Origin of the sequence: Pseudomonas sp. PDM32 (assembly GCF_019219225.1) — a bacterium.
GTDB classification, from domain to species: Bacteria; Pseudomonadota; Gammaproteobacteria; order Pseudomonadales; family Pseudomonadaceae; genus Aquipseudomonas; species Aquipseudomonas laurylsulfatiphila.
The window spans coordinates 520,452-535,587 of the sequence record NZ_JAHUWE010000002.1; the positions used below are offsets into that span (position 1 = coordinate 520,452).

The 15,136-nt window shown below is 60.9% G+C and carries 14 protein-coding genes; all 14 read right to left on the minus strand.

Going from position 1 to position 15,136, the window contains the following annotated elements; translation table 11 throughout:
* Positions 1 to 296: 296 nt before the first annotated feature.
* Positions 297 to 689, minus strand: a complete 393-nt coding sequence (locus KW846_RS05930) for a DUF2802 domain-containing protein (protein ID WP_218481602.1) — start codon at positions 687 to 689, stop codon at positions 297 to 299.
* Positions 690 to 1,175, minus strand: coding sequence for a chemotaxis protein CheW (locus KW846_RS05935; protein WP_007980742.1), 486 nt, complete (start codon positions 1,173 to 1,175; stop codon positions 690 to 692).
* Between the two features lie 73 nt (positions 1,176 to 1,248).
* Positions 1,249 to 2,169: a CheW domain-containing protein gene (locus tag KW846_RS05940; protein WP_218481603.1), complete on the minus strand. Its 921-nt coding sequence runs from the start codon at positions 2,167 to 2,169 to the stop codon at positions 1,249 to 1,251.
* A 141-nt stretch (positions 2,170 to 2,310) separates the two neighbouring features.
* Positions 2,311 to 3,099: a ParA family protein gene (locus tag KW846_RS05945; protein WP_007980740.1), complete on the minus strand. Its 789-nt coding sequence runs from the start codon at positions 3,097 to 3,099 to the stop codon at positions 2,311 to 2,313.
* 43 nt (positions 3,100 to 3,142) lie between these two features.
* Positions 3,143 to 4,033 carry a flagellar motor protein MotD gene (gene motD / locus KW846_RS05950; protein WP_007980739.1) on the minus strand — a complete coding sequence of 297 codons (891 nt, stop codon included), beginning with the start codon at positions 4,031 to 4,033 and terminating at the stop codon, positions 3,143 to 3,145.
* A gap of 278 nt (positions 4,034 to 4,311) precedes the next feature.
* Positions 4,312 to 5,052 (minus strand): flagellar motor protein, encoded by a 741-nt coding sequence (locus tag KW846_RS05955; RefSeq protein ID WP_007980738.1) that lies wholly within the window; start codon positions 5,050 to 5,052, stop codon positions 4,312 to 4,314.
* Positions 5,052 to 6,182, minus strand: coding sequence for a chemotaxis response regulator protein-glutamate methylesterase (locus KW846_RS05960; RefSeq protein ID WP_218481604.1), 1,131 nt, complete (start codon positions 6,180 to 6,182; stop codon positions 5,052 to 5,054). The genes KW846_RS05955 and KW846_RS05960 overlap by 1 nt, the downstream gene beginning before the upstream one ends.
* 48 nt (positions 6,183 to 6,230) lie before the next feature.
* Complete coding sequence (locus KW846_RS05965) at positions 6,231 to 8,504, minus strand: chemotaxis protein CheA (RefSeq protein WP_218481605.1); 2,274 nt, start codon at positions 8,502 to 8,504, stop codon at positions 6,231 to 6,233.
* A 46-nt stretch (positions 8,505 to 8,550) separates the two neighbouring features.
* On the minus strand, positions 8,551 to 9,339 hold the full coding sequence (locus KW846_RS05970; protein ID WP_102699419.1) for a protein phosphatase CheZ: 789 nt from the start codon (positions 9,337 to 9,339) through the stop codon (positions 8,551 to 8,553).
* A 21-nt stretch (positions 9,340 to 9,360) separates the two neighbouring features.
* Positions 9,361 to 9,732, minus strand: a complete 372-nt coding sequence (locus tag KW846_RS05975) for a chemotaxis response regulator CheY (protein WP_003183998.1) — start codon at positions 9,730 to 9,732, stop codon at positions 9,361 to 9,363.
* 167 nt (positions 9,733 to 9,899) lie between these two features.
* Positions 9,900 to 10,640 (minus strand): RNA polymerase sigma factor FliA, encoded by a 741-nt coding sequence (fliA, locus tag KW846_RS05980; protein ID WP_007894214.1) that lies wholly within the window; start codon positions 10,638 to 10,640, stop codon positions 9,900 to 9,902.
* Positions 10,637 to 11,467, minus strand: coding sequence for a flagellar synthesis regulator FleN (fleN, locus tag KW846_RS05985; RefSeq protein WP_007975361.1), 831 nt, complete (start codon positions 11,465 to 11,467; stop codon positions 10,637 to 10,639). The genes fliA and fleN overlap by 4 nt, the downstream gene beginning before the upstream one ends.
* Before the next feature lie 116 nt (positions 11,468 to 11,583).
* Positions 11,584 to 12,912 carry a flagellar biosynthesis protein FlhF gene (gene flhF, locus KW846_RS05990; protein WP_218481606.1) on the minus strand — a complete coding sequence of 443 codons (1,329 nt, stop codon included), beginning with the start codon at positions 12,910 to 12,912 and terminating at the stop codon, positions 11,584 to 11,586.
* An 11-nt stretch (positions 12,913 to 12,923) separates the two neighbouring features.
* Positions 12,924 to 15,053: a flagellar biosynthesis protein FlhA gene (flhA, locus tag KW846_RS05995; RefSeq protein ID WP_218481607.1), complete on the minus strand. Its 2,130-nt coding sequence runs from the start codon at positions 15,051 to 15,053 to the stop codon at positions 12,924 to 12,926.
* Positions 15,054 to 15,136: the final 83 nt, after the last annotated feature.

A 15,136-nucleotide genomic window follows, 5' to 3' on the forward strand; every position in this document is an offset into this window, starting at 1 on the left:
AGCCTTCCTGGCATTGTGTATGTTTGAGCAGATCAAACTACTGATCGCTGGTCGCGATCACAAGACGGTGGAATCTGAGAATGTTATAGGCAGGAGACTACGACAGCGTAATCCCTGTCTGAGGATAGAGAGGAATGAGTCGGATCGCGGGGAAGATTGCTGCGCATTCGAGGACGCCTTCGCGAGCAAGCCCGCTCCCACATTTGGTCTTCTGTGAACACAAATTTTGTGTACGACATTGATCCAGTGTGGGAGCGGGCTTGCCCGCGAAGGGGATCTCAGGCCAATCGCAAGAATCAGTTCTTGTGCACCTTGCTCATCAACTCCGCCTCAGCCTGGGTCAAGCCGCAGGACTGGGTGAGTTCGTCGACGCTGGCGCCCATCCCGACCAATCGCGCAGCCTGGGCAAACGACAGGCTGGTCGGGTCGCGCTGTTCCAGCTGCGCCAGTTTGTCCGGCAACGGCGCAACGATCGCCCGCAGTTCATGCAGGTCTTCGCCCATGCGCACGTTGCCGTTCTGGTAGTTGTCAACGCGTTTGCCCAGGTCCTTGATGCGCTGGTCGCGCTGCGCATCGCCCAGGGCCTGTTGTGCGGCGATCTGCTTCTGGGCGCGAATGTAGGCCAGGAACATCGCCAGCGTGCCTGCCCAGAACAGGAACAGGACAATGACCGCAACCTCAAGAATCAATCAGATACTCTCCAGTTCTGACCATTCTTCTTCGCTCATCATCTTGTCCAGTTCGACCAGGATGAGCAATTCGTTGTTCTTGTTGCACACGCCTTGAATGAACTTGGCGGACTCTTCGTTACCCACGTTCGGCGCGGTTTCGATTTCCGACTGACGCAGGTAAACCACTTCGGCCACGCTGTCGACCATGATCCCGACAACCTGCTTGTCGGCTTCGATGATGACGATACGGGTGTTGTCGCTGATCTCGGCATTCATCAGGCCGAAGCGCTGACGGGTGTCGATCACGGTGACGACGTTGCCGCGCAGGTTGATGATGCCCAGCACGTAGCTCGGGGCACCCGGGACCGGGGCGATTTCGGTGTAGCGCAGGACTTCCTGGACGCGCATCACGTTGATGCCGTAGGTCTCGTTGTCCAGCTTGAAGGTGACCCATTGCAGGATCGGATCTTCGGAACCTTTTGCCGCCGTTGCCTTGTCATTCATACCCTGACCCCTCAAGAAACCGCCCTGGCGGTGTGTGTTCCGTGCGACGCCATCGAGTGACGTCGCCTGTTGTTTATTTGATGTTTGTCGGTTTGTGGTTCGGCTTGCTGCCGGACATGTGCTTTGCCCCGCCACTGGCGATCAACTCCGCCAGGGAGGCGACGTCGAGCAAGGCGCACATGTGTTCAATCACCGTGCCGGCGAGCCATGGCCGCTGACCCCGGTGACTTCTCCATTTGATTTCATTCGGGTCCAGTCGCAACGAGCGACTGACCTGATGCACCGCCAGGCCCCATTCGTAGCCCTGGACCGAAATCACGTATTGCAGGCCCTGCTTGAAATCGTCGCGGTAACGGTCGGGCATGACCCAACGCGCGGTATCGAGCACCTTGAGGTTGCCGGCCTGGCTCGGCAGGATGCCCAGGAACCATTCCGGCTGGCCGAACAAGGGCGTCAGCTCGTGACCGGCCAGGGAATAGATCGATCCCAGGCACACCAACGGCACCGCCAGGGTCAAGCCGGCGACATCGAACAGCAGGCATTCGAAAGGCTCGGCGGCCCAGGACGGACGACCCTCGGTGTCCATCGGTGGCGGCGTATTGCTCGGTGGCAGATGCACTTCGACGACGGGCGATACCAGGGTTTGCGGCACTTCGACAGCGGCTGGCCGCGCTTCAACAGGCGGCGGTACCAAGGCTTGCAGCAGCGGAGCGATGGTCGAAACGGACGCCAAGACCGGCGCCGGGGCTTCGATCACCGGCGCCTTGAACACTGGCGCTACGGATGCCGGCACCGGCGCGGCCGCCGCGGCATCACGGGCCTGCTCTTCGAGCACCGCTGCCTGGAACTCGTCCAGCACTGCTTCGGTGGCGATCTCCTCGGCCTCTGCCTCTATCGGCAGCGTCAATTCTTCGGTCACGTCCTGCAGCAAGCTGTCCAGGTAGGACTGCAATGCCAGTTGCGGGCGCGAAGTGGTCTTCAATGGCCGGTTCATGAACGCTCACCTGTAGGGGCGACGGTGCGACGATTCGACTTGCTCGCGATGAACCTGAGAGCGCCACGGGGTGCCAGGTTTCCCGCGTCATCGTTGACGACTATCGCGAGCAGGCTCGCTCCTACAGGGATCGAGGTCATGTCAGGCCACCTGCGCAACAAGTTGCGCCGCCAGCAGATGCTTGAGCAACGCACGGTAGGCGAGAACGCCACGGCTCTTGCCGTCGAACTGCGAAGGCGTCAGCCCGGCACGACTGGCATCGCGCAGGCGCGTGTCCACCGGGATATAGCCTTGCCAGATTTCGTCGGGGAATTTGTCGCGCAGCACGCGCAAGGTTCCGAGGGACGCCTGGGTGCGACGGTCAAACAGGGTCGGCACGATGGTGAAAGGCAGTGCCTGTTTGCGCGAGCGGTTGATCATCGCCAGGGTGTTGACCATGCGCTCCAGACCCTTGACCGCCAGGTGTTCGGTCTGCACCGGGATCACCAGTTGCTGACTCGCCGCCAAGGCATTGACCATCAGCACGCCGAGCAAGGGCGGGCTGTCGATCACGGCGTAATCGAAGTCCTGCCACAGTTGCGCCAGGCTCTTGGCAATCACCAGGCCCAAACCACTCTGCCCCGGCGACTGGCGCTCGAGGGTGGCCAGCGCGGTGCTGGACGGCAACAGGGAAATGCGTTCGTCACTGGTCGACAGCAACAGTTGACCCGGCAGGCCTTGTGGCACGTTGCCCTTGTGCAGGAACAGATCGTAGTTGCTGTGTTCCAGGCTGTCGGGATCGTAGCCGAAGTAGCTGGTCATGGAGCCGTGGGGGTCGAGATCGACCACGACCACCCGCTTGCCCGCCTCGGCCAGCAACCCGGCTAAAGCGATGGAGGAAGTGGTTTTACCGACACCACCTTTTTGATTGGCGACTGCCCAGACTCTCATTCGGATTGTTCCTCCCGACCGAACGGATCGGCCGAGAAATAGCTCAACGTGTTAATGCGGGTGACGGAGAATTGACGGCGTTCTCTCGTACCGGCGACTTGACCGGGGTCGGTGCAGTTTGTGTGCCAGCACGCTTCAATGCGGCATCCGGTTGCGCGTGGGCGGTTCCGGTACCGGTCAGGCTGCGGCGAACATCGAGGTTGCGCGACACCACCAGCACCACGCGACGGTTGCGTGCGCGGCCTTCGGCGGTGGCGTTGTTGGCCACCGGCTGAAACTCGCCGTAGCCCACCGACGCCAGGCGACCGGGATTCACCCCTTGCATCGCCAGCATGCGCACGATGCTGGCCGAGCGGGCCGAGGACAGCTCCCAGTTGGTCGGATACTGCGCAGTGCGGATCGGTTGATCGTCGGTGAAACCTTCGACATGGATCGGGTTGTCGAACGGCTTCAGGATCGCCGCGACCTTGTCGATGATGTTGAACGCGATATCGCTGGGCATGGCATCGCCGCTGCCGAACAACAGGCTGGAATTGAGCTCGATCTCGACCCACAGTTCATTGCCGCGCACGGTCATCTGGTTGGAGCTGATCAGGTCACCGAACGCCGCGCTGATGTCGTCGGCGATGCTCTTGAGCGGATCGCTGGCGCCGGAGACACCGGCATCGACCTGATCACTGTCCTTGACCAGCGGCTTGGCCGGGGTCACGGTCTTCGGCCGCTCGTCACCGATGGGGATCGGCTTGAGCGCGCGATCGGAATCGGTGAAGACCCCGATCAGGGCTTCGGAAATGACCTTGTACTTGCCTTCGTTGATCGACGAGATGGAGTACATCACCACGAAAAAGGCGAACAGCAAGGTGATGAAGTCCGCGTAGGACACCAGCCAGCGTTCGTGGTTGACGTGTTCTTCATGCTGGCGACGGCGAGCCATAGTCAGGGTCTGCTCACAGTAAATGATGCAGCGCGTTGGCGCTGTGATTGCGCCAGGCAAGGCGCGTGACGCCGAGAATGGTTGCGCCCCTTCTCAAGTCGCGCAACGCAGCCTGGCACAATCACAGCGCCAACCCGGAGGGCAGCGCCCTGCGAGCCGCAATACGTCGTTACTCGTCGTTCATTTGAAGCAACCAAACCTCTCTCCTCGCGCCTAGTCTTGCGGCTCGCAGGGCGCTGCGCGCTCCATCATTTACTGTGAGCAGACCCTGTATTCCCTTAATCCATGAAGCCCTGAAGCTTCAACTCAATGGAGCGAGGGTTTTCACCTTCGGCGATCGACAGCAGTCCTTCCAGCAACATTTCGCGATAACGCGACTGGCGCAGCGCGATGGCTTTGAGTTTGGCGGCAATCGGCAGCAGCACCAGGTTGGCACTGGCCACGCCGTAGATGGTGGCGACGAAGGCCACGGCAATGCCGTTACCCAGTTGCGACGGATCACCCAGGTTACCCATGACGTGAATCAGGCCCATCACCGCACCGATGATGCCGATGGTCGGCGCATAACCGCCCATGCTTTCGAACACCTTGGCCGCTTCGATATCGCGGCTTTCCTGAGTGTAAAAATCCACTTCCAGAATGCTGCGGATCGCTTCCGGCTCGGCGCCGTCGACCAGTAGTTGCAGGCCTTTGCGGGCGTAATTGTCAGGTTCGGCGTCGGCGATACCTTCAAGACCCAGCAGGCCTTCCTTGCGGGCGGTCAGGCTCCAGTTCACCACGCGATCGATGCCACCGGCCAGGTCGACGCGAGGTGGGAACAGGATCCAGGCGAGAATCTGCATGGCGCGCTTGAAGGCGCTCATCGGTGATTGCAGCAGCGCCGCGCCAATGGTGCCGCCAAGCACGATCAACGCTGCCGGGCCGTTGGCCAGGGCGCCCAGATGACCGCCTTCAAGGTAATTGCCGCCGATGATGGCGACAAAGGCCATGATGATGCCGATCAGGCTTAGAACATCCATCAGATGCACGCCTCGACCAAGTGCTTGCCGATGTCGTCGAGGCTGTACACCGCGTCGGCGAGTTCAGCTTTGACGATGGCCATCGGCATGCCGTAGATCACGCAACTGGCTTCGTCCTGCGCCCAGATCGAACTGCCGCCCTGCTTGAGCAGGCGAGCGCCTTCACGACCATCAGCACCCATGCCGGTCAGGACGACCGCCAGAACTTTGTCACCGTAGGACTTGGCTGCCGAACCGAAGGTGATGTCCACGCACGGCTTGTAGTTCAGGCGCTCGTCACCCGGGAGGATTTTCACCGCGCCGCGACCGTCGATCATCATCTGCTTGCCACCCGGCGCCAGCAGCGCCAGGCCTGGACGCAGGATATCGCCATCCTCGGCTTCCTTGACGCTGATGCGGCAGAGCTTGTCCAGACGCTCGGCGAAGGCCTTGGTGAAGGCGGCCGGCATGTGTTGAACCAGCACGATCGGGGCCGGGAAATTGGCTGGCAGTTGGGTCAAGACCCGCTGCAGGGCGACCGGGCCGCCGGTGGACGTACCGATGGCCACCAGTTTGTAGGCCTTGCGTTTTGGCGCGGGCGACGACGCAGCGGGGGCATGCGTACGCACCGGGATCGGTGCCGGTGCCGGACGCGCGGGCGCGCTGCTGGTAAAACTGCCCACGCTGGAAGGCGCAGGCGTCGGGGCTGGTGCAGCGACAGGCGCCGGAGCGCTGTAGTGACTGACACGACGATTACTGCGCGAGATGCTGAGAATCTTCTCGCACAGCAGTTGCTTGACCTTCTCGGGGTTGCGCGAGATGTCTTCGAAATTCTTCGGCAGGAAGTCCACCGCACCGGCATCCAGCGCGTCGAGGGTGACCCGGGCGCCTTCATGGGTCAGCGAGGAGAACATCAGGACCGGGGTCGGGCAGCGTTGCATGATGTGCCGCACGGCGGTGATGCCGTCCATCATCGGCATCTCGTAGTCCATGGTGATCACGTCTGGCTTGAGGGCCAGCGCCTGATCGATCGCCTCTTTGCCGTTGGTCGCCGTGCCGACGACCTGGATATTCGAATCCGCTGAAAGAATTTCCGAGACGCGGCGGCGGAAAAACCCCGAATCGTCCACCACCAGGACTTTGACTGCCATAAACACTCCATTAGATGGAGCGAGGCCAGGCGCCCCGCTCCACCAGAATCAAATACGCCGTGTGGCGTAACGCTTGAGCATGCTCGGAACATCGAGAATCAGCGCGATGCGGCCGTCACCGGTGATGGTGGCGCCGGACATGCCCGGAGTTCCCTGGAGCATTTTGCCCAATGGCTTGATGACCACTTCTTCCTGGCCCACCAGTTGATCGACGACAAAGCCGATCCGCTGCGTGCCCACCGAAAGGATCACCACATGGCCCTCGCGCTGCTCTTCGTGAGCGGCGGAGCTGACCAGCCAGCGTTTGAGGTAGAACAATGGCAGCGCCTTGTCCCGCACGATCACCACTTCCTGGCCGTCCACGACGTTGGTGGTCGACAGGTCGAGGTGGAAAATTTCGTTGACGTTCACCAGCGGGAACGCGAACGCCTGGTTGCCGAGCATGACCATCAGCGTCGGCATGATCGCCAGGGTCAGCGGCACCTTGATGACGATCTTCGATCCCTGGCCCTTGGTCGAGTAGATGTTGATCGAACCGTTGAGCTGGGAAATCTTGGTTTTCACCACGTCCATGCCCACGCCGCGACCCGACACGTCGGAGATCTCGGTCTTGGTCGAGAAACCCGGGGCGAAGATCAGGTTGTAGCACTCGGTGTCGCTCAGTCGATCGGCCGCGTCCTTGTCCATCACGCCGCGTTTGACCGCGATGGAGCGCAGGACATTCGGGTCCATGCCTTTACCGTCATCGGAGATCGACAGCAGGATGTGATCGCCTTCCTGTTCGGCCGCCAGGATGACCTTGCCGCCACGGGCCTTGCCCGAGGCTTCGCGCTCTTCCGGCGACTCGATGCCGTGGTCGACGGCGTTGCGCACCAAGTGGACCAGCGGGTCGGCCAGGGCCTCGACGAGGTTCTTGTCGAGGTCGGTTTCTTCGCCGACCAGTTCCAGGTTGATCTCTTTCTTGAGCTGGCGAGCCAGGTCGCGAACCAGGCGCGGGAAGCGCCCGAAGACTTTCTTGATCGGTTGCATCCGGGTCTTCATGACCGCGGTTTGCAGGTCGGCGGTGACCACATCGAGGTTCGATACGGCCTTGGACATGGCTTCGTCGCCGCTGTTGAGGCCCAGGCGGACCAGGCGGTTACGCACCAGCACCAGCTCGCCGACCATGTTCATGATCTCGTCCAGGCGCGCGGTATCGACCCGTACGGTGGTTTCGGCTTCGCTCACCGGTTTTTCCGCCGGTGGCGCGGCCGGGGCGCGGGCAGCAGCCAGTGCAGCAGCTGCCGGGGCTTCGGCTTTTGGCTCGGGGGCCTTGGCCACAGGTTTCGGCGCCGCCTTGGCTGCCGGTGCCGGTGCCGCAACAGCAGCGTTCGAACCGTGGGCCGCCGTCGCGGTGCCGACTTCGCTGAACTTGCCTTTGCCGTGCAATTCGTCGAGCAGCGCTTCGAACTCGTGATCGGAAATCAGATCGCTGCCAGCCGCCGCCGCGCTTGGGGCAGCAGGGGCAGGCACCGAAGCAATGGCCGACTCCAGGGCCTCGACCGCAAAGTTGCCCTTGCCATGCAACTGGTCGAGCAGTGCTTCAAATTCGTCGTCAGTAATATCGGAACTGTCGCCCGGCGCTTTCGGTGCTTCTGGCGCGGCCGGAGCCTGCGCAATCGCATCAACGGCAAACTGGCCTTTACCGTGCAACTGATCGAGCAACGATTCGAACTCGGCATCGGTGATTTCGTCGCTGGCAACCGCATCGCTTGCAGGTGCCTCAAATGCAGGTGTTTGGGCAACCGCCGGCGCCTCAGCCTGTGCCTTGACGGCATTGAGTGAGTCCAGCAATTGCTCGAATTCGTTATCGGTAATATCGCCTGAATCGGCTTCAGCCACCGGTGCTTCAACCACGACGGCAACAGGCGCAGCAACCACTTCGTCAGCCGATTGCGGCTCGGCCAGACGGGCCAGTGCCGCGAGCAATTCAGGTGTCGCAGCCGTGATCGGGCTGCGCTCGCGGACTTCGCTGAACATGCTGTTCACCGCGTCCAGCGCTTCGAGAACCACGTCCATCAATTCCGAGTCGACGCGCCGCTCACCCTTGCGCAGGATGTCGAACACGTTCTCGGCGATGTGGCAGCACTCCACCAGCTCGTTGAGCTGGAGGAAGCCGGCGCCCCCTTTTACAGTGTGAAAACCGCGAAAAATTGCATTGAGCAAATCCGCATCATCCGGACGGCTTTCCAGCTCGACCAGTTGCTCGGACAGTTGCTCTAGAATCTCGCCGGCCTCAACCAGGAAATCCTGAAGGATCTCTTCATCGGCGCCGAAGCTCATCAGGGGGGTGCTCCTAAAGGTCTAAAAACCCAAAAAACCTGAAACTCTAAAATCCCAGGCTGGATAGCAAATCGTCCACATCGTCCTGACCGGACACAACGTCTTCTCTTTTATCGGCATGAATCTGCGGACCTTCACCCTGAGAGAGATGTTTTTGTGGATCTTTTTCAGCAAGCATCGCTTCACGGTCATGTTCGATGCCCGCAAAGCGGTCCACCTGACTGGCCATCAGCACGAGCTTGAGGAGGTTGCTTTCAACTTCGGTGACCAGTTGGGTCACACGCTTGATCACTTGCCCCGTGAGGTCCTGGTAATCCTGGGCGAGCAGGATGTCGTTCAGGTTGCCCGACACCGCGCGATTGTCCGTGCCGCTGCGCACCAGGAAGCCGTCGACCCGCCGGGCCAGTTCACGAAACTCTTCGGCACCGACTTCACGACGCATGAAGCGCCCCCAGTCCGTGCTCAAGGCCTGAGCTTCCTCCGCCAGGCTGTTGACCAGCGGCGTGGCATTTTCCACCAGATCCATGGTGCGGTTGGCCGCGGCCTCGGTCAGCTTGACCACATAACCCAGGCGCTCGGTGGCGTCGGTGATCTGCGACACTTCTTCGGCTTGCGGCATGTGCGGGTCAATCTGGAAATTGACGATCGCGCTATGCAGTTCGCGAGTGAGCTTGCCCACTTCCTGATACAGGCCGCGGTCACGGGTCTGGTTGAGCTCATGGATCAATTGCACCGCGTCGCCGAACTTGCCTTTTTCAAGGCTCTCGACCAATTCGACGGCGTGTTTTTTCAGGGTCGACTCAAAATCGCCCAATGAAGTTTCGTTATTGCCCATAGCTCCCCCGTGGCGCACTCATCAACCGATGCGTTCGAAAATCTTCTCGATTTTTTCTTTCAACGCCTGGGCCGTGAAGGGCTTGACCACATAGCCGTTAACGCCGGCCTGGGCCGCTTCGATGATCTGCTCACGCTTGGCTTCAGCGGTCACCATCAGCACCGGCAGGTGCTTGAGCTTTTCATCGGCACGCACGTGACGCAGCAGATCGATGCCGGTCATGCCCGGCATGTTCCAGTCCGTTACCAGAAAGTCGATGCTTCCGCTGTTGAGCACCGGAATGGCGGTAGTGCCATCGTCGGCCTCTACGGTGTTGGTGAACCCAAGGTCACGCAGCAGGTTCTTGATGATCCGCCGCATCGTTGAGAAGTCATCAACGATGAGGATTTTCATGTTCTTGTCCAATTCGACCTCCAAGCAGTCTTAAACGCGCCCAGCACCTGGACGCGCCATTTCAATCAATCCGGCAAAGCACTCAATGACTGTCTGGAGCACAACAGATCGGGACCGGCGCAGTTCAACACCACACCAGTCTCTTTCGCAGTGTCCCCACACTGCCTTCAGCGCGCTCGCCACTCCCCCAAACGCCCCCGCAAGCGGGCCGCGCACTGGCTGTGTAACTGGCTGACCCGAGATTCGCTGACCCCCAGGACCTCACCGATTTCCTTGAGGTTCAACTCTTCGTCGTAGTACAGCGCCAACACCAGTCGCTCACGCTCCGGCAAATTGGCAATCGCATCCGCCAGCGCAGCCTGGAAGCGTTCATCTTCCAGATCGCGTGACGGCTCGAGATGAGCACTCGCGCCATCCTCGTGCAGCCCTTCGTGTTCGCCGTCCTGCAACAGATCGTCGAAACTGAATAACCGGCTGCCCAGGGTGTCGTTCAAAATTCCGTAGTAATCGTCGAGACTCAATTGGAGTTCGGCCGCAACTTCGTGATCTTTAGCGTCACGGCCGGTTTTCGCTTCAATCGAGCGAATGGCGTCGCTGACCATGCGCGTATTACGGTGAACCGAACGTGGCGCCCAGTCCCCCTTGCGCACTTCATCGAGCATGGCGCCGCGGATTCGAATGCCCGCGTACGTCTCGAAACTGGCGCCTTTGCTGGCGTCATATTTGGTCGACACCTCAAGCAGGCCGATCATCCCGGCCTGGATCAGGTCTTCGACCTGGACACTGGCCGGCAAACGCGCCAGCAAGTGGTAAGCAATGCGTTTAACCAGCGGCGCGTAACGCTCGATCAGCTCGTACTGCGCATCACGCGCCGATTTTTTGTAGAGGTTGTAGCCGCTGGCCGTCATAGAACAGGTCCTGCTGTTTGCTGCACAAGCCGCTCGACGAAAAACTCCAGGTGCCCGCGCGGGTTGGCAGGCAGCGGCCAGGTATCGACCTTCTGCGCGATGGCCTTGAACGCCAGCGAGCACTTGGAACGCGGGAAGGCCTCGTAGACGGCGCGCTGCTTCTGCACAGCCTTGCGCACGCTTTCGTCGTAGGGCACCGCGCCGACGTATTGCAGGGCGACGTCGAGGAAGCGATCCGTGACCTTGGTCAACTTGGCGAACAGGTTGCGCCCTTCCTGCGGGCTCTGGGCCATGTTGGCCAGGACGCGGAAGCGGTTCATGCCGTAGTCGCGATTGAGCAACTTGATCAAGGCGTAGGCATCGGTAATCGAGGTCGGCTCGTCGCACACCACCAGCAGCACTTCCTGGGCTGCACGAACGAAGCTGACGACCGACTCACCAATGCCCGCAGCGGTGTCGATCACCAATACGTCGAGGTTGTCGCCGATATCACTGAAGGCCTGGATCAGGCCGGCGTGTTGCGCGGGGCTCAGATGCACCATGCTCTGAGTGCCGGATGCGGCCGGAACGATACGGATGCCGCCGGGTCCCTGCAGCAATACATCGCGCAGTTCGCAGCGGCCTTCGATCACGTCGGCCAGGGTACGTTTGGGTGTCAGGCCCAGCAGAACGTCAACGTTCGCCAGTCCCAGGTCGGCGTCCAGCAGCATGACGCGCCGGCCAAGCTCAGCCAAAGCCAGGGACAAGTTCACTGACACATTAGTTTTCCCGACGCCACCTTTGCCGCCGGTCACCGCGATCACCTGTACGGGATGCATGCTGCCCATGTTATTTCTTTACCTTGTCTTGCATAGACGGAGGCCACATTACTGGCTGCGCGTTCACAAACGGAACAATGCATGGCAGACCATCGATGTAGGTACAAAAACTGTTCATTAATACCTCAGCCAACCTGCTTGGTCGGGCTGTGGTAGATGTCAGCGAACATGTCAGCCATGGCTTCTTCGCTGGGTTCTTCCTGCATTTGCACGCTGACGGCGCGACTGACCAACTGATGACGGCGCGGCAGATGGAGATCATCCGGAATCCGCGGGCCATCGGTCAGGTACGCCACTGGCAGCTCATGACTGATGGCCAGGCTCAACACCTCGCCCAGGCTTGCCGTTTCATCCAGTTTAGTCAGGATGCAGCCGGCAAGCCCGCAACGCTTGTAACTGTGATAAGCGGCAGTTAGAACCTGTTTCTGGCTGGTGGTTGCCAGGACCAGATAATTTTTTGAGCGGATGCCACGACCGGCCAGGCTTTCGAGCTGCATGCGCAGGGCCGGATCGCTGGCCTGCAGGCCGGCGGTATCGATCAGCACTACGCGCTTGCGCAGCAAGGGCTCCAGCGCCTGCACCAGGGACTGGCCAGGATCGACGTGGGTCACCGGCACATTGAGAATGCGTCCCAGGGTCTTGAGCTGCTCCTGGGCACCGATGCGGAAGCTGTCCATGCTCACCAGTGCAATGTTCTGCGCGCCGTACTTGAGTACGTAACGGGCAGCCAGCTTGGCCAGGGTCGTGGTCTTGCCCATGCCGGCAGGGCCGACCATGGCGATGACTCCGCCCTCTTCCAGCGGCTCGACGTCCGGGGTAACGATCATGCGCGCCAGGTGCGCCAGCAACATGCGCCAGGCCTGACGGGGTTCTTCGATTTCAGTAATCAGCGCCAGCAGATCGCGCGACAGCGGGCCAGACAGGCCAATGCGTTGCAGACGACGCCAGAGGTTGGCCTGGTCCGGACGGCTGCCCTGCAGCTGGTTCCAGGCCAGGGACCCGAGTTGTACTTCCATGAGCTCGCGCAGGCTGTTGAGTTCGAAGCGCATCGAGTCGAACGCACGCGGGTCCACGCCACCGGACGCTGGTACAGCAGCCGATGCGGGGCGACGGGGTTCTTCGTATGTCGGCTCGATCAGCGGCTCGGCGGCGGTCAACGGCAAGCCGGCGAACAACTGGCGATTGGTTGCATTGTCGCTCTCGCCATCGCTACGCAGGCTCAGTTCGGCCTGGGCGGTGACGATCCGCGACTGAGTCTTGCGCAGCTCGTCTTCTAGTTCCATGTTCGGAACCCGAGGTGCCAGCGCCGACAACTTGTAATCCAGCGCAGCCGTCAGCTCGACACCACCGGCGATTCGGCGGTTGCCAATGATGGCGGCATCAGCGCCCAGCTCATCACGAACCAGCTTCATGGCCTGACGCATATCGGCGGCGAAAAAACGCTTAACTTGCATAAACCACTACCTCAGCCGTTGGGCCCTACTGTCGCAACGATGGTCACTTGCTTGTTGTCAGGAATTTCCTGATAAGCCAACACGTGCAAACCCGGGACTGCGAGCCGGCCGAATCGCGAGAGCATCGCGCGAACCGGGCCGGCCACCAGCAGAATCACCGGCTGACCTTGCATCTCCTGGCGCTGCGCCGCGTCAATCAGCGAGCGTTGCAGTTTCTCTGCCATGCTTGGCTCCAGCAGAACGCCCTCTTCCGAGCCTTGTCCTGCCTTTTGCAGACTATTGAGCAATATCTGTTCCAACCTTGGCTCGAGCGTGATAACTGGCAGCTCCGACTCAGTACCTACAATGCTTTGGACGATTGCGCGAGAGACGCCAACCCGCACGGCAGCCACCAGCGCGGCGGTATCTTGACTCTTGGCGGCATTGTTGGCGATGGCCTCGGCAATGCTGCGGATATCGCGAACCGGCACTTGCTCGGCCAACAGCGCTTGCAGCACCTTGAGCAACTGCGACAGTGAAACCACGCCCGGCACCAGCTCTTCCGCCAGTTTCGGCGAGCTTTTGGCCAGCAATTGCATGAGTTGCTGCACTTCTTCGTGACCGATCAGTTCACTGGAATGCTTGTAGAGTATCTGGTTCAAGTGGGTGGCCACCACTGTACTGGCATCGACCACCGTGTAACCGAGGGACTGCGCCTGGGCACGCTGGCTGATTTCGATCCAGACCGCCTCCAGGCCGAAAGCCGGATCTTTGGCGGTAATACCGTTGAGCGTGCCGTAGACCTGCCCCGGGTTGATCGCCAGCTCCCGATCCGGGTAAATCTCCGCTTCCGCCAGGATCACCCCCATCAGGGTCAGGCGATAGGCACTCGGCGCCAGGTCGAGGTTGTCGCGGATATGCACGGTCGGCATGAGGAAGCCCAGATCCTGGGACAGCTTCTTGCGCACACCCTTGATCCTCGCCAGCAACTGGCCGCCCTGGTTGCGGTCCACCAGCGGAATCAGGCGATAGCCCACCTCCAGGCCGATCATATCGATGGGCGTCACGTCATCCCAGCCAAGCTCCTTGGTTTCCTGGGCGCGGGCCGGCGACGGCAGTAGCTCCTGCTGGCGCTTGACCTCTTGCAGGGCCTGAACCTTGGCGACGTTCTGCTTTTTCCAGAACAGGTAGGCGCCACCGGCCGCCAGGGCCGCCATGCTCAGGAACGAGAAGTGCGGCATGCCGGGCACCAGGCCCATGACCGCCATCAAGCCTGCCGCCACCGCCAGCGCCTTGGGCGAAGCGAACATCTGGCGATTGATTTGCTTGCCCATGTCTTCCGAACCGGAAGCACGGGTCACCATGATCGCGGCAGCTGTCGATAACAACAGTGATGGCAATTGCGCCACCAAACCGTCACCGATGGTCAACAGCGCATACACCTTGCCGGCGTCGGCGAAATTCATGTTGTGCTGGAAGATACCGACCGCCATGCCGCCGATCAGGTTGATGAACAGGATCAAGAGGCCGGCAATGGCGTCACCCCGGACGAATTTGCTGGCACCATCCATGGAGCCGTAGAACTCGGCTTCCTGGGCGACTTCCGAACGGCGGGCCTTGGCCTGGGCCTGATCGATCAGGCCGGCGTTGAGGTCGGCGTCGATCGCCATTTGCTTGCCGGGCATCGCATCGAGGGTGAAACGCGCGCTCACCTCGGAAATCCGCCCCGCACCCTTGGTCACCACGACGAAGTTGATGATCATCAAAATCGCGAAAACCACGATACCGACCACGTAGTTACCGCCGATCACCACCTCACCGAATGCCTGGATCACCTTGCCGGCGGCCGCGTGACCGTCCTGGCCGTGGAGCATCACCACCCGCGTGGAGGCCACGTTCAATGCCAGGCGCAACAGCGTCGCCACCAGCAGAATGGTCGGGAACACCGCGAAATCCAGCGGGCGCAAGGCGTAGACGCACACCAGCAGCACGACGATAGACAGGGCAATGTTGAAGGTGAAGAACACGTCGAGCAGGAACGGCGGCACCGGCAACATCATCATCGCCAGCATGACCAGCAGCAACAGCGGCACGCCCAGATTGCCTCGACTGAGGTCTGCCATGTTCGTGCGGGCACTGTTGATTAACTGAGAGCGATCCACCGGTATTCCCCGTTCCTTTGAAGCAAACTTTTGACGCCTGAAGCGGGCGCAGGGCGGCTACTGCAAGAAGCTTTCCAACTTTT

Bases quoted from the DNA above. Each gene is read 5' to 3' on its own strand.
- KW846_RS05975 (WP_003183998.1), bottom strand. From the start codon at position 9,732: ATGAAAATCCTCATCGTTGATGACTTCTCAACGATGCGGCGGATCATC.
- fleN (WP_007975361.1), bottom strand. From the start codon at position 11,467: ATGGGCAGCATGCATCCCGTACAGGTGATCGCGGTGACCGGCGGCAAA.
- KW846_RS05935 (WP_007980742.1), bottom strand. From the start codon at position 1,175: ATGAATGACAAGGCAACGGCGGCAAAAGGTTCCGAAGATCCGATCCTG.
- KW846_RS05970 (WP_102699419.1), bottom strand. From the start codon at position 9,339: ATGGGCAATAACGAAACTTCATTGGGCGATTTTGAGTCGACCCTGAAA.
- fliA (WP_007894214.1), bottom strand. From the start codon at position 10,640: ATGACGGCCAGCGGCTACAACCTCTACAAAAAATCGGCGCGTGATGCG.
- motD (WP_007980739.1), bottom strand. From the start codon at position 4,033: ATGGCTCGCCGTCGCCAGCATGAAGAACACGTCAACCACGAACGCTGG.
- KW846_RS05940 (WP_218481603.1), bottom strand. From the start codon at position 2,169: ATGAACCGGCCATTGAAGACCACTTCGCGCCCGCAACTGGCATTGCAG.
- flhF (WP_218481606.1), bottom strand. From the start codon at position 12,912: ATGCAAGTTAAGCGTTTTTTCGCCGCCGATATGCGTCAGGCCATGAAG.
- KW846_RS05945 (WP_007980740.1), bottom strand. From the start codon at position 3,099: ATGAGAGTCTGGGCAGTCGCCAATCAAAAAGGTGGTGTCGGTAAAACC.
- KW846_RS05965 (WP_218481605.1), bottom strand. From the start codon at position 8,504: ATGAGCTTCGGCGCCGATGAAGAGATCCTTCAGGATTTCCTGGTTGAG.
- KW846_RS05955 (WP_007980738.1), bottom strand. From the start codon at position 5,052: ATGGATGTTCTAAGCCTGATCGGCATCATCATGGCCTTTGTCGCCATC.
- KW846_RS05960 (WP_218481604.1), bottom strand. From the start codon at position 6,182: ATGGCAGTCAAAGTCCTGGTGGTGGACGATTCGGGGTTTTTCCGCCGC.